The following is a 13607-nucleotide window of genomic DNA, read 5'->3' on the forward strand; positions in this document are numbered from 1 at the left end:
AAGCATGGCATTGGAGGAAGTATGAATGGTTGAAATTTATTTGTTCGTCAATCCTTTAGGCGGCGTCTGTTTAGAAATTGAAAAAGAAATTATACAATTGTCTGTTAACGACAAGAAGAAAATACAATTGCGCTTTATTCCTTTATTAAACATGAAAACGATCAATGAATTTTTGAGTCGTCAACATATTCCGATTAATGACATTAAACGACGGAATCGAATTTTTGAAGATTTATACTCAGCCGCTCTTGACTATAAAGCAGCACAGTTACAAGGCCGAAAAAAAGGCCGACAATTGTTGATTGGCTTACAAAAAGCAGTAGCTGAAGACGGTCTAGCTTACTCTCCTGAGTTATCAGAAGAACTACTTCTAGCGGCCGGCGGGGATATTGATATGTATCGTAAAGACCGACAATCAGATTTTGTCAAAGAGTCTTTCCAAACCGACCAAAAAGTTGCTCGAGAAATGGGGATTAAACAACATCCTACCGCAGTCGTTTACAACTATACTTGCGAGAACGATTTCGGCATTTTAGTCGAAAATTTTGAAAACATGGATGAAATTAAACAACTGTGTCGTGTCCATCCACATAACGAACCGTTGCTGAGCCAAGATGACGCAACCTTTGAATTTAAACGTCGCTCCAATTATCATTTTCCAAATGGACATTTACATTTATTATAAAAAAGAAGGACCAGTTGACTGGCCCTTCTTTTACTATTTTCACCATGTTCTATAATAATAGATAAAGTCTAATACTGCTACATTTGATGATTTGTTCTTATAAAAGACAGCTATGGAATGGGGCCATGTATATATTATGTACTTTTAAATATTAACACCGAAATTTGTATCGACCACCAATATTTATTTCAGTTCATCGACTAACCTCTTGGAACGCTATCAGACAATACTCGCCGATACTAACTCAAAAAATCGAGGAAATTTTATTCGGTTTAACACAAGCTAATTTATTTCTTCCCATTTATTTTTAGTCTGCTTATATAATATGGTTAGTTCTTTTTTATCCTTATCTAAATTTTTATTTATTAATTCCTGAATCTCATAAGAAAATTTATTTCTTTGATTTACATTGTCAAAGATGAATTCTTTATCAAAAGATAACTCTAAGCCATTTAATGCTCCTGTTGTCCAGTAAATTTTTATATTCGAATCATCACCGCTATAATACATATTAAACTTTTCGTTTTCAGAGATATACGAACTCATTAATTCCAATTCTTCTGGAATTGTAAACAGATTATAATTATCAATTTTAACCACATGATATTGAATGTTATCTTCTATTAAATTATAAGTTTGACCATTTTGATTCCATTCTTTGACACCGCTATAAAAATTATTCAGACGAAGTTGTAAAATAGTAAAATATCCACCTATACATAGTACTATAATTAATAATATTAAAAATAATTTTTTGTACTTCTGTCCCTCTCTAATATCTTTCGAAAGTTTCTCCACCATCGTATTGTCCTCCTTCAATAATCGATCCAAGGTCATTTCATAAAGATTACTTAGTTCAATTAAACAATCAATATTAGGATATGATTTATTATTCTCCCAGTTAGAAATTGTTTGCCTAGTAACGTATAATTTCTCAGCAACCTCTGATTGTGTCAATCCTAATTCATTTCTTCTCATTTTTAATGAATTCCCTATGTTCAAAAAAAAACCTCCTTTTATTACTCTAAAGATAATAGAAGCTTGATATAAAAGAAAGCAAAGAATCTTTGCTTTCTTTTATATCACAGCAACAATCTATTTAATTATATAACTAAACCTGGTTTTACACAGATATATTTACTATTCTGTGTAAAACCAGGTTTATATTTTATGTTTACTAAGAAGTTACGACTTATAATTTTTCAACCAAAGCTTCTAATTCCGTTAAACGTTCTTCAAAAACTTTCATTGCATCTTCGATATACGCGGCTTGTGTCATATCCACGCCCGCTTTTTTCATCACTTCAATTGGGAAGTCACTACTTCCTGCTTTCAAGTAGTTAAGGTAGTTCTCTAAAGCTCCCTCTTCTCCAGCTAAAATATGTTTAGACAATGCCGAAGCGGCTGAGAAGCCAGTTGCATATTGATAAACATAGTAATTGTAATAAAAATGGGGAATTCTCGCCCATTCGTAACTGATTTCTTCGTCTCTAACTACTTCTGGTCCATAATATTTAGCATTGAGCTCGCCATAATACTCACTCAAATATTCACTCGTTAATGGCGTGCCTTTAGCATCTTCCGTGTGAATAAAATGTTCAAATTCCGCAAATTGTGTTTGACGGAAAATGGTTCCCTTAAAGCCGTCTAAATAGTGATTTAAGACATACGCACGTACTTTAGGATCTGTTTCTGTTTGTAATAAATATTCTGTTAAAATATTTTCATTTGTGGTTGAAGCAATCTCAGCTAAGAAAATTGAATAGTCGCCATAAACATACGGCTGATTATTTCTTGTATAGTAACTATGAACACTATGACCCATCTCATGGACTAATGTAAATAGTTGATCCAAACTATCATGCCAATTCATTAAAATGTATGGGGCTGTATCATAAGCTCCGGAAGAATATGCGCCGCTTCGTTTTCCTTGATTTTCAATCACATCAATCCAGCGACTTGAAAAAGCTTCTTTAACAATAGATAAATAGTCTTCACCTAGTGGTTTTAAAGCCTCAATTGCTTTTTCTTTTGCTTCTTCATAGCTGTAACGAATTGGTGCTTCACCTAGCAAAGGCGCATACAAGTCGTACATGTGTAATTCTTCTACGTTTAATAATTTTTTTCTTAATTTTACATAACGATGTAGCAAAGGTAAATGTTTATTTACTACAGCTACTAATGTTTCGTGAACACTTTCAGGGATATGATTACTTGCTAAAGAGGCTGCCCGAGCAGAATCATAATTTCTAATTTTTGCTTTATAATTATGCGTTTTAACATGTGCACCTAAAGTTGAGGCTAATGTATTTCTAAATTGTTTGTACACTTTGTACAACCCTTTAAATGCTGCTTCACGAACAGATGGATCGACACTCTCCATTAATTGACCATAAACGCCATGAGAAAGTTGAATTGTTTCGCCTTCAGCATTTTGCACAGTTGGAAATTCTAAATCTGCATTATTTAAAATTGAAAATGTATTACTTGAGGCACCAAAAATTTCACTAGCCCCCGCCAGTAAAGCTTCTTGTTCCATCGATAAAACATGGGGACGTTCATCTAAAATATTTTGAATATAGTGACGATAAACAGCTAATTTGGGCTGCTCTTCAAAATATCCCCAGATTTGTTCATCACTTAATGTTAAAACCTCTGGGTCAAACCAAGAAACAGCTTCACTAACTTGTGCATATAGAGAACTAGCTCTGGCATATAAAGCTTGGTAAGCTGTATTTGTAGTGTCTTGATCATTTTTTAAATGAGAATAGACATATAATGTTTCCACTTTTCGATAGACATCTAAAACGTATTCTAACGCAGCTAGAAAAGCTTCTGCGCCATTCCCTAAGGTACCTTTAAATGACTCTGCTTGATTTAGCTCCTCTGTCAACTGATTATACGCAACATCAAAAGCAGCATCATCTTTAAAAATTTTGGTTAAATCCCAAGTCAATGGAGTTGGAACTTCATCACGTGTTGGTAATTGTTTAATTTCGCTCATAGTTTACTCTCCTTTAAGAAACGTTTTACTCATTATACTATCATAATTTAACACGTGTGACTAAAAAAATGTTGTTTTTTCACTTTTTTTAGCCAATGAATGAGCTTTTCAGGATCTTCTCTTAGGAAAATACTAGTTATTAGGTACTTATTGTTTACTTTAATTAACACATAACATTCTTGTAACCATCTCAATAAGTTATTTCCCACAATTTTAAAAAGCTTTTTTAAGCCAATATTCGGCAGTGGCTGCCAAACAAAGTTCCCTTCTTCCAAAAAAACAGCTTCCAAGATACGCCATAGTTCCTGTTTGGTCACTAAACGCTCTTCTTCGGTTTTTAGTGCTTCCCAAACAAGCATTTTTAAATGAATATCTTCTTCAGAAGAAGGTATTAGCTTCAATCCAGGATAGTAAAACCAAGGAGGTAACTGGAGAAGGTGACAACCTTTCGTGTATAAAAAGCTTTGTGTTCTAAGTAACTGAGCATTTCTGTAACCAAGTTGTTGCGTCAATTTTTGATAATAATCATGCATCAATTGGCCAGTGTGCCGTCTATCTGGCAGTAAATTTAAATTAGCGGTCGGTAGTCGGAAGATTTCTAGTAATTTTTTTTCGTAAAAAGCCCATGATTGTTTTCTTCTATAAAATTGTTGACATTGACTCTCTTCAATATGACAAAGTAATTCTATTCGTTCTTGCTTCTTATTGGCCGTCCATAAATAAAATCCCAAGGACTCCGAAAAGTAAAGGAATTGTTTCGTTAATTGCGTGAGCTTGTCTTTAGGCACTAATCGTTCACCTAAAATCCAAACAACTTGATAGCCATGAGCTTGATAAGTCTCCGTCCGTTCCACCAAACGTTTAATTGGCAACGGACTACATTGAATTTCAATGGCTATCTTCCCAATGAGTAAATCTGGGCGTTGCTTCAAGGCGGGTAAGTATGCCTCAACTTGAAAAGACAGCTTTTCACGCAAACACTTTTCCGCAAAAAGCTGCTTCAAGCGGAGGTGTTCTTCTGTTTCAGCTTCTGCTTCGTACCAACAACTATTCTTTTTGCGATGAGCAAAATGGGGTATTTTAATGGGGCCTGCCTTCAAAATGACCGATTGATGACACATTGGACACACAAAAGCTTGTTCGCTTCGTATCTGTGTTAATTCATCAATCGAGCAATCGATTAAAGAAAATAATTCTTGGTTGTCTGCCGTTAAAGCTGTTAACATGATTTTCACCTCTCATAAATAAACTACGCAAAGTTTCTTAATTTTCATCAAAAAAAAAGCAAAAACTCGAAAGTTTTTGCTTTTTTGCTTAATCATTAAAGTAATAACGTGTTAATTCCAACGCACTGCGTTCCATAATACAAGTGCCATATTCGACTAAAGTATCCTGAGTGACAGTTGTTTTATGAGCAAATTCTAAAATCTGTGCAATTTCATTGTCAACATTTGTTTTTTCTAATTCATCGGTTAAGAACAAAACTTGTAAGTAATAACGATCGTTGTACGTGTATAAGTTAGTCAAAACAGATTGCATGAAGACTTCTTTGGATAATTGGATCATCGCTTCAAAATTATCTAATTCAAAGATTACATTTCTGTTTGTTTCATCTGTGGCTTCCATCTCATCAAGTTCATCGGCGGCTGCTTTGTCTGCTTCAATTTGTTTGCGAATTAATTCGCTAACATCTGCATTGACTTCGCTCAGACCTTCTAAGGAAGACAAGTCGTCCATAGCGACATTTTTACTAATAAACAGTTCTAAACCATCATTTTTAGGCAAGACTTGGAAAGTGACTGCTTCACTGCCTTGGAATTCATCTTCGACATCAACTTCTTCTAAAATACTATAAAAGAAATTTTCAACATCTTTGTGGTTTCCTAGTAAGTCAAGAAAAGTAATCCCTCTATCCGCCAGGTCTTCGTTGCCAATTAACACACGAATCGTATTTTCATTAATATGTTCCATTTCCATAGCGCTACACCTCTCTTTGCTTCAATCAGGAAACTTCTTACGTTCATTGTAGCGAAAACTACACAAAAGTAAAGTGGAAAGTCTATAAATCCTCGAAAACTAGCGAACGTTTTATAAACTTTGAACTTTTTTAACGATTGGTTTTTCGCTCCTTCTACCTCTTCATCTTAACGCAGTCTCTCCAAAAAAGATACTATTTTTCCTTGACCACGTTCTGCCAAATCAAATGAATACAAGTTCTAAATATGTATTAAAAAGCCAGAGATAAAAATCCCTGGCCCTAAATTCATATGAATCGTTCTTTATTACAATTAACAAATAAAGAACAAAATTTTATATTTTTTATAAACCTGCCATTAATTGTGCTTGGCGCAATTCCAGTTGTCGAACATCTCTTGGTAAGAATCGGCGAATTTCATCTTCGTTAAAACCGACTTGTAATCTTTTCTCATCAATCATAATTGGCCGACGCAACAATCCAGGGTTTTCTTGAACCAACTCTAATAAATCTTGAAGTGGAAGCTCGTCCAAATCCATATTTAATTTTTGGAAAACTTTAGAGCGAGTAGAGATAATCTCTTCTGTTCCATCTTCGGTCATGATTAAAATTGCTTTTAATTCCTCAATATTTAAAGGTTCAGAAAAAATATTTCTTTCTTTAAAAGGAATTTCGTGCTCTTGCAACCAGGCTCTAGCCTTACGACATGACGTGCAACTTGGGGAAGTATAAAGTGTCAACATTGTGCATCACTCCTTTTCGCGAATCATCGCGTTTCTGAAACAGGGAACTGTACTGTTCCTCTATTTAAAACCAGTATACCTAATTTCTAATAAAAATACTAGGGGTTTTTAAACATTTTTTATTAACTTTGTTTATTTTTCCTTCATTACATCCGTGTAAAATTAGGGTTAATTTTTATGAAATTTTATGGATATTCGTTATGATTCTGTAAAAAAGTAATACAGTTTTCTATTTTTATGGTTGCTGTTATAATTTACTTCTCTTGGTGATTTTTCAAGAAGTTCCCATGTATTTTTTTCTAATAAAATGTATAATAGAACTATTCACTATCTTAAGTCTAAAGTCAGGTGGTTATTTAATGAAAACAATTTTTTCTGGTATTCAGCCCAGTGGTACTCCGACAATCGGAAATTACATTGGTGCAATGAAACAATTTATCGAATTACAAAATGAATACAATTGTTATTTTTGTATTGTGGATGAACATGCCATTACCGTTCCCCAAGAACCGCAAAAGCTACGTCAACAAATTCGTAGCTTAGCAGCTCTTTACCTAGCGGTTGGTTTAGACCCACAAAAAGCAACAATTTTCATACAGTCTGAAGTGAGTGCCCATGCAGAAGCTGGTTGGATCATTCAGTGCAATACTTCTATTGGTGAGTTAGAGCGAATGACACAATTTAAAGATAAATCGCAAAAAAATGGTCGTGCTGGCGTAAGCGCTGGTCTTTTAACATACCCTCCATTAATGGTTGGTGATATCGTGTTGTACAATGCTGACTTAGTGCCAGTCGGAGATGATCAAAAACAACATTTAGAATTAACACGTGATTTTGTGGAACGCTTCAATAAACGTTATGCCCAAAAAAATCAAGAAATTTTAACGATGCCTGAAGTAAAAATCGCTGAGCAAGGTAGTCGAATTATGAGCTTACAAGAACCAACGAAAAAGATGAGTAAGTCTGATACAAATGTGAAGGGCTTTATTTCAATGCTTGATGAGCCAGCAGTGATTCGCAAAAAAATCCGCTCTGCTGTAACTGATTCAACTGGTGTAATTGAATATAATAAAGAAGAAAAGCCTGGTATTACTAACTTACTAAATATTTATTCTGCTGCGACAGGTCAAACTGTTGAGGAACTTGTTCAAGCATACGAAGGCAAAGGCTATGGAGACTTCAAAGCAGATTTAGCAGAAGCAGTAGTTGCCTTATTAGAACCTATTCAAGTGCGCTACCAAGAGCTTCTAGCTTCAGAAGAATTAGATATGATTTTAGATGAGGGCGCAGAAAACGCTCGCCAGGTAGCCAACAAAACACTTCAACGAATGAAAAATGCTGTTGGTTTGGGAAGAAAAGTTCGGCGCTAACTAAACATAATAAAAACCCGCGAAGTTTTATTCGCGGGTTTTTTTATGTTCTAAATTGAGCATCGTATAAGCGACGATAGTGGCCTCTTTGCGCGTACAAAGTTTCATGTGTTCCATCTTCTAAAATTCCTTGGTCACTCACTACGATTATTCGATCAGCATGTTTAATCGTTGCCAGTCTGTGGGCAATAATTAATGTTGTTCGCCCGTCAGCTAACGAGTTTAATGACTCTTGAATCACTTGCTCTGTTTCTGTATCTAATGCAGAAGTCGCTTCATCTAGAATTAAAATCGGCGGGTTCTTCAAGAACATTCGCGCAATTGCCACTCGCTGCTTTTGACCGCCCGATAATTTCACGCCACGTTCGCCAATAATTGTGTCTAAGCCATCTGGCATTAGCTGAATTACATGTTCTAAATGTGCTAATTTCACCGCTTGTTGAATGTCTATTTCTGTAGCATTTAAATTCCCATAAGCAATATTTTCTCGTAATGTTCCAGGGAATAAAAACACATCTTGTTGAACAATTCCAATTTGCTTACGTAATGAAGCCAAGGTCATTTGCTGGATATTTCTACCGTCAATCGTAATTTCACCACTACTAACTTCATAAAAACGAGGCAACAGATTGCACAAGGTCGTTTTTCCTGAACCACTTTGGCCAACGAAAGCAACGGTTTCACCAGGTTGAATTTTTAAATTGATATGGTCTAAAACTTTTGTGCCATCTTCATAAGCAAATGAAACATCTTTATAGGCAATCGTTCCTTCTAAATGTGAAACAGCAACAGCTCCTGGCAAATCTTTGATGGACGGTTGTTTGTCCATTTCTTCCGTAAAACGTTTAAAGCCAGCAAATCCTTTGGGATAGCTTTCAATCATATTGTTGACTTTTTCAATCGGCCGAATAAAAATATTGGCTAATAAAATAAATCCTACAAACTGACCTTCTGTAATTTCTCCTTTAATTGTATAGTACGCACCAAAAATTAATGAAAATAAATTTATCAGACGAATTAATAAGTAATTATAGGCGGAACTGACACCCATCACCTTATAAAAATATAATTTCGATTTTCGATACATTTGATTTAAATAATTAAACTGTTTTCGTTCAAATGGTTCATTTGCAAAAGATTGCGTGACACGTATCCCACTTACTGACGCTTCAATCCCAGCATTAAATTCACCTAAATTATCGTAAATATCCGTATTCGCTTTTGTCATTTTTTTATTAAAATAGCCTAGCGCAATCGTGATAAATGGCAATAAAATAAACGTAGCGATGGCTAATTTCACGTGAATGGTTAACATTAATAAAAAAGAACCTGCTAACGTCATAATCGTAATAAAGACGTCTTCTGGACCATGATGCGCCACTTCCGAAATTTCAAAAAGATCAGTGGTCAAACGGCTCATTAATTTCCCTGTTTTTTGATTATCATAATACTCAAACGGTTGTGTTTGAAGATGTTGATATAATTCTTCACGCATATCTGTTTCAATATTCACGCCTAACATATGACCAAAATAAACCACAATAAATTGTAAAAACGTATTGATTATATAAAATGCAAATAAGCCCGCACTAGCTAATGCAATGAGGCGAAAATCTCCTTTTGGCATAATCTTATCAATTACTTGGTTGACTGCTACTGGAAAAGCCAACTCTAACAGCCCCGCAAAAACGGCACACCCAAAATCCAAAATAAATAATCGACGATAAGGTCGATAATACCCAAAAAAACGCTTTAACATAACTCCCTAACTCTCCCCCTTCATTCTCATTCATTATACGGAAAAAGACTGTCTCTTGCAAAATTCTAACTTCTTTCAGAACACGTGTTATTTAAGTAACTTTGACTCAAAATCATTTTCACAAACTTTTCATTATCAGAATATTTTTTCATTTATCGTTTCCATTTTTTCGGTAAAAATAACTATAATTGTCTTTTCCCGCAAGGCTTTGATTTCTGTACAAAACCTTGAAATACAGTGAAAAATACTCTATTTATTTGTGAAAATATCGGCTACAATATAACATATGAAAAGTTTTGTAAAAAAGTTAAGAGGTGCACTTGTTAAATGAGAACCATTGTTTTTGATGTTGATGACACGCTGTACGATCAGCAACAACCCTTTCGAAATGCGATGACTAAAATTTTCCCGAACGTTGCGACAGAGGATATGCATGAATTGTATCTTCGTTTTAGACACCACAGCGATGAAACGTTTCCGAAAGTTTTAGCCAATGAATGGTCCCTAGATTTCATGCGGTTTTTCCGGATGAATGAAACATTAAAGGATCTAAACTATCCAGGAATTTCACAAGAAGAAGGAAAAATTTTCCAACAAGTTTATGAAGAAGAATTGGATAATATTACGATGCATCCAGAAGTTACTAAGCTTCTTGATACTTTACAAGAGAAAGAAATTCCGATGGGGATTATTACAAATGGTCCAACAGACCATCAATTTAAAAAAGTTAAACAATTGAATCTTGAAAAATGGGTTCCAAGCCAAAATATCATTATTTCTCAAAGTACGGGTTTTCAAAAACCTGAAAAGGAAATTTTTGATTTAGCCTGTAATCAATTTTGTATGGAACCTGAACATACTTTATATGTTGGTGATAGTTATGACAATGATATTGTAGGCGCACGTAATGGTGGCTGGCATTCTCTTTGGTTTAACCACCGCTCTCGTGAACTACCAAGTTGCCAACCTGCATCACACCTTGCAGAAGTCACTTGTTTCACCGAACTTTGTCCGACTGTGGAGAAATTATTTAATCTTTAAAAAAAAGCCGCTCTTCAAATTGAAGAACGGCTTTTTTTATTTATTTTTTTGTTTTTTCAGACGTAAAATGATGAACAGGCAGATTATCAGTAAAAGGAGCAATAAACCGATTAAGAGATAAATAAGTTTAGATTCCGTTTTTTTGACGGTTACATCTTTCTCATTAAATGTTTTTGCTTCCTCTTTTGAGATTGTAAATTCTTTCGTAAATTGCCATTTTTTTCCTGAGCCTTCCACAGTCATTGCCAATACATACGTTCCAGCTTCCATTTCATTTTCTTCATAAGGAATAGGGAAATTAAAAATTGAATTGAGCGCCATTTGCATATCTTCTTGTTCTTTCTCTAAAATAACGTTATTTGTTTTCTTATTTTTAACATTTGCCGTTACTTTCATTGATTGAAGATAGGCTGCTTCATGGTTTAACAGTGTTGCAGAAATAACACTGCGCGCATTTCTTTGTGTCGGTTCAACTTTCTCTAAAGACAATTCTGGTTGTACAACTGTTTCATTTTCTCGAAGTAAAACAGCTACTGTATAGGCATAGCGATTTTCAATTGCTAAGCCGTTTGTATTTTCTTTTTGCTTGTCTTTCGTTTCATCGACTTTTTCACTTTTAGCAGGCAATTCAACACTCTCACCGCCGTCTTTCAGTTGAATGATTTCTGATAAATCTGCTGGTGCAGATTTATCTAATGCTGTCAACGACTCGCCATATTCAATCACTCCGTTGCTGTTTGTTGTGGCCGACTTCACACTAACATCAATCACTAAATTTTCATCTGTACTATTGGCCGCTCGAACTTTCAAAATTTGTTCTTGGTCTGGTTTCATCATTAAATCAAAATATGTTTTTGTTTTATCTATTTGGTTTTCTGGAATTTCTGTTTCAACACTAAATCGTAATTCTGCTGCTGAGGTTTCAATCCCAAAAGCAAAGAAATAAAAACTTAGGATCATCAGAATAAAATATCTATTTTTCATTTCGCTCTACACTCCATTTCTATGTAAAGGAGAAAGGCTGAGTTCCCCTCTTCCTTTCTCCAAAAAGGTTCTTTTTATACTGGCGTATTAGCTAATGTCCAAGTAATTGTTGTTTTGTAGGCATCATTTAATTTAACTGATTTACCTGGCACTTTTAATTGAACATCTTTCATTACTTGACGGCCGTCAACTTCAGCAATTGAACTAGCATTGCCGTATAAGTATGACCATTTCCCAGCACCTTGATCTGTTGCAGCTACCATCACGTTATGACTTTCACCAACTGTACCAAAAGTTACGCTCGCTAAACTTGTTGGTGCAGCGCTTTGTCCTGCTGTCACAGCTGAAGCGTTTTGAAAGACAATTTCAGTTCCTTCAAGCGTCTGACCTTTTGTAGCAGAAGTAAATGCAGAATTTTGTTTTGCAGATAAAGTCCAGCCTTCTAAAGTTCCACGATTATCTGTAATTTGAGCAAATAATGGACCCGTTTTTTCAACATTATTTTTATCTTTTAAAACTTGTGCTGATGCAAAATAGATTTCATCTTTTGTGCTGATGATATTTTCACCAAAGTTTAAACTTGAAGCATAGTCCAAGGTTAAGGGGCCTGTAGAACCTTCATCAACTGGTTTGTCAGGATTTACTGGGTCGATAGGTGTCACAGGATCTTTGCCGTCTTTGTCTTCTGGATCCACTACAGGATTTTTGCTGTTGGGATCCTTTTCATCTGGTGCTTTAAATTTTACAATAGCATCTGTGTCGCGATTAGCCACTTCCTCTGCTTGAACTGGTAGTGTGCCTACCGCGATGGTTGCTAAAATTAAGCTGCTTGCGATGGTCATTTTTTTCATGTTAGTGCTCCTTCTCTTCTATTGTTATAGTTTCAATAATTATACGCTTGGTAAATCAGCGATTGTCCATGTTAAAACAGTTTTGTATTGAACAGCATCTTTTGGTGTTGCTCCTGGTACAGTTAATGTGATCGCTGTATTTTTATCTACGCTTTCACCGTCAACTTCCACTTTTTCAATCCCACCGAACGCACTAAGCCAAGTTCCAGAACCTTGACCTTCAGCGGCAGACATCACATTTGATGAATCGCCAGCTACTAAAGTTACTTCATGCGCAGTTGGTGTGACTGCTTTGGAATTAGACACTGCTTTGTTTTGACTTAATTTAATTTCTGAACCGTCTAAAACTTTATTTAATGTTTCTTTTGTCGCTGTTAATTGTGTTTCTTGTTTAACTGTTAAGGCCCAACCGGCATTCGTTCCGCGTTTGTCGGAAATTTGTACATAATTTGGTTTAGGATTAGTCAAATCAGGACCAGAACCGTCTGCCAAGAAAAAGTATTGTGGATTTGCATAATATTTTTCATCTTTATTTGAAATTTTATTTTTGCCAAAGTCTAAACTAGAAGCATAATCGATACTTAGTGGACCAGTTGTTCCTTCATTTGGCTTATTGCCTGTGTCTGGTGTCGTTGGGTCAAAGGGTTCAACAGGTTTTTCGGTATCTGGATTCACTGGATCGACTGGTTTGTTGATAGAGGTGTCCGGCGTAAATTCTACGATGGCATTTGATTCATAGTTTTTTTCTTCTGCATTCACTTCTGGTGCAATAGCCACGCCTAAAGTGATAGCGGGGATTGTTGATAAGATAATTTTTTTCATTTTATTGTTCCTTCTTTCTTTTTTTTAAAATAAAACTAGCCATAAAGATGACTATTATTCCGAGATAATTAAACATTTGTTGCTGTTTAGTACCAGTTCGAGGTAAGAAGCCTGAGCCTTTTTGATCAACCGTTTTACTTGTTGAGTGCTTCAATGATTCTCCACTCACTGCTGGTATTGCTTCCGATTGCTTGGGGAAACGCTGTGGTATCTTACCATCTGGTTTTTCTTTGTTGGCTGGTGATTCATACTCGCCATAAAAAGAAACTTCTGTATTTGTCGGATAGGCATTTGTTTCAGCAAATACATCAACTGATGAAATCAATCCTAATAGCAATACACCGCTAACTATTTTTTTGATAAGACTCACCCC

At 35.2% G+C, this 13607-nt stretch carries 13 protein-coding genes; 3 read left to right on the forward strand and 10 right to left on the reverse strand.

Going from position 1 to position 13607, the window contains the following annotated elements; all coding sequences use genetic code 11:
- Positions 1-25: 25 nt before the first annotated feature.
- Positions 26-685 carry a ClpXP adapter SpxH family protein gene (locus PYW42_RS11145; protein ID WP_002362545.1) on the forward strand — a complete coding sequence of 220 codons (660 nt, stop codon included), beginning with the start codon at positions 26-28 and terminating at the stop codon, positions 683-685.
- A 282-nt stretch (positions 686-967) separates the two neighbouring features.
- Here the strand turns inward: PYW42_RS11145 and PYW42_RS11150 are convergent, their stop codons facing one another.
- From PYW42_RS11150 to spxA, 5 genes are all read right to left on the reverse strand, one after another.
- Positions 968-1687, reverse strand: coding sequence for a helix-turn-helix transcriptional regulator (locus PYW42_RS11150; RefSeq protein WP_002356481.1), 720 nt, complete (start codon positions 1685-1687; stop codon positions 968-970).
- A 190-nt stretch (positions 1688-1877) separates the two neighbouring features.
- Positions 1878-3689, reverse strand: a complete 1812-nt coding sequence (gene pepF / locus PYW42_RS11155; RefSeq protein ID WP_002356480.1) for an oligoendopeptidase F — start codon at positions 3687-3689, stop codon at positions 1878-1880.
- A 47-nt stretch (positions 3690-3736) separates the two neighbouring features.
- Positions 3737-4915, reverse strand: coding sequence for a competence protein CoiA (locus PYW42_RS11160; RefSeq protein WP_002362544.1), 1179 nt, complete (start codon positions 4913-4915; stop codon positions 3737-3739).
- 88 nt (positions 4916-5003) lie between these two features.
- Positions 5004-5666: an adaptor protein MecA gene (locus PYW42_RS11165; protein WP_002356478.1), complete on the reverse strand. Its 663-nt coding sequence runs from the start codon at positions 5664-5666 to the stop codon at positions 5004-5006.
- Between the two features lie 342 nt (positions 5667-6008).
- Positions 6009-6407 carry a transcriptional regulator SpxA gene (gene spxA / locus PYW42_RS11170; RefSeq protein ID WP_002356477.1) on the reverse strand — a complete coding sequence of 133 codons (399 nt, stop codon included), beginning with the start codon at positions 6405-6407 and terminating at the stop codon, positions 6009-6011.
- A 359-nt stretch (positions 6408-6766) separates the two neighbouring features.
- Here spxA and trpS point away from each other — a divergent pair, with 359 nt between their 5' ends.
- Positions 6767-7777 (forward strand): tryptophan--tRNA ligase, encoded by a 1011-nt coding sequence (gene trpS, locus PYW42_RS11175; RefSeq protein ID WP_002359559.1) that lies wholly within the window; start codon positions 6767-6769, stop codon positions 7775-7777.
- 43 nt (positions 7778-7820) lie between these two features.
- Here the strand turns inward: trpS and PYW42_RS11180 are convergent, their stop codons facing one another.
- Positions 7821-9536, reverse strand: a complete 1716-nt coding sequence (locus PYW42_RS11180; RefSeq protein WP_002394119.1) for an ABC transporter ATP-binding protein — start codon at positions 9534-9536, stop codon at positions 7821-7823.
- A gap of 327 nt (positions 9537-9863) precedes the next feature.
- On the opposite strand from PYW42_RS11180, the gene PYW42_RS11185 reads away from it, so the two are divergent.
- Positions 9864-10577 (forward strand): HAD family hydrolase, encoded by a 714-nt coding sequence (locus PYW42_RS11185; RefSeq protein ID WP_002356474.1) that lies wholly within the window; start codon positions 9864-9866, stop codon positions 10575-10577.
- A gap of 36 nt (positions 10578-10613) precedes the next feature.
- Here PYW42_RS11185 and PYW42_RS11190 read toward each other — a convergent pair whose 3' ends face one another.
- The 4 genes from PYW42_RS11190 to elrB all read right to left on the reverse strand — a co-directional run bounded on the left by PYW42_RS11190 (position 10614) and on the right by elrB (position 13604).
- A complete protein-coding gene (locus PYW42_RS11190) occupies positions 10614-11561 on the reverse strand; it encodes a DUF916 and DUF3324 domain-containing protein (RefSeq protein ID WP_002400957.1) in 948 nt (315 codons plus the stop codon).
- Between the two features lie 74 nt (positions 11562-11635).
- A complete protein-coding gene (elrD, locus tag PYW42_RS11195; RefSeq protein ID WP_002362542.1) occupies positions 11636-12412 on the reverse strand; it encodes a WxL domain-containing protein ElrD in 777 nt (258 codons plus the stop codon).
- A gap of 39 nt (positions 12413-12451) precedes the next feature.
- Positions 12452-13234: a WxL domain-containing protein ElrC gene (gene elrC, locus PYW42_RS11200; RefSeq protein ID WP_002362540.1), complete on the reverse strand. Its 783-nt coding sequence runs from the start codon at positions 13232-13234 to the stop codon at positions 12452-12454.
- Between the two features lies 1 nt (position 13235).
- Positions 13236-13604 (reverse strand): LPXTG anchor domain-containing protein ElrB, encoded by a 369-nt coding sequence (gene elrB, locus PYW42_RS11205; protein ID WP_002362538.1) that lies wholly within the window; start codon positions 13602-13604, stop codon positions 13236-13238.
- Positions 13605-13607 lie beyond the last annotated feature (3 nt).

This window comes from Enterococcus faecalis, assembly GCF_029024925.1.
Taxonomy (GTDB): Bacteria; Bacillota; Bacilli; order Lactobacillales; family Enterococcaceae; genus Enterococcus; species Enterococcus faecalis.

Coding starts and splice junctions, on each gene's coding strand:
- spxA (WP_002356477.1), bottom strand. CDS start 6,407: ATGTTGACACTTTATACTTCCCCAAGTTGCACGTCATGTCGTAAGGCT.
- PYW42_RS11185 (WP_002356474.1), top strand. CDS start 9,864: ATGAGAACCATTGTTTTTGATGTTGATGACACGCTGTACGATCAGCAA.
- pepF (WP_002356480.1), bottom strand. CDS start 3,689: ATGAGCGAAATTAAACAATTACCAACACGTGATGAAGTTCCAACTCCA.
- PYW42_RS11190 (WP_002400957.1), bottom strand. CDS start 11,561: ATGAAAAATAGATATTTTATTCTGATGATCCTAAGTTTTTATTTCTTT.
- PYW42_RS11165 (WP_002356478.1), bottom strand. CDS start 5,666: ATGGAAATGGAACATATTAATGAAAATACGATTCGTGTGTTAATTGGC.
- PYW42_RS11160 (WP_002362544.1), bottom strand. CDS start 4,915: ATGTTAACAGCTTTAACGGCAGACAACCAAGAATTATTTTCTTTAATC.
- elrD (WP_002362542.1), bottom strand. CDS start 12,412: ATGAAAAAAATGACCATCGCAAGCAGCTTAATTTTAGCAACCATCGCG.
- elrC (WP_002362540.1), bottom strand. CDS start 13,234: ATGAAAAAAATTATCTTATCAACAATCCCCGCTATCACTTTAGGCGTG.
- trpS (WP_002359559.1), top strand. CDS start 6,767: ATGAAAACAATTTTTTCTGGTATTCAGCCCAGTGGTACTCCGACAATC.
- PYW42_RS11145 (WP_002362545.1), top strand. CDS start 26: ATGGTTGAAATTTATTTGTTCGTCAATCCTTTAGGCGGCGTCTGTTTA.
- PYW42_RS11180 (WP_002394119.1), bottom strand. CDS start 9,536: ATGTTAAAGCGTTTTTTTGGGTATTATCGACCTTATCGTCGATTATTT.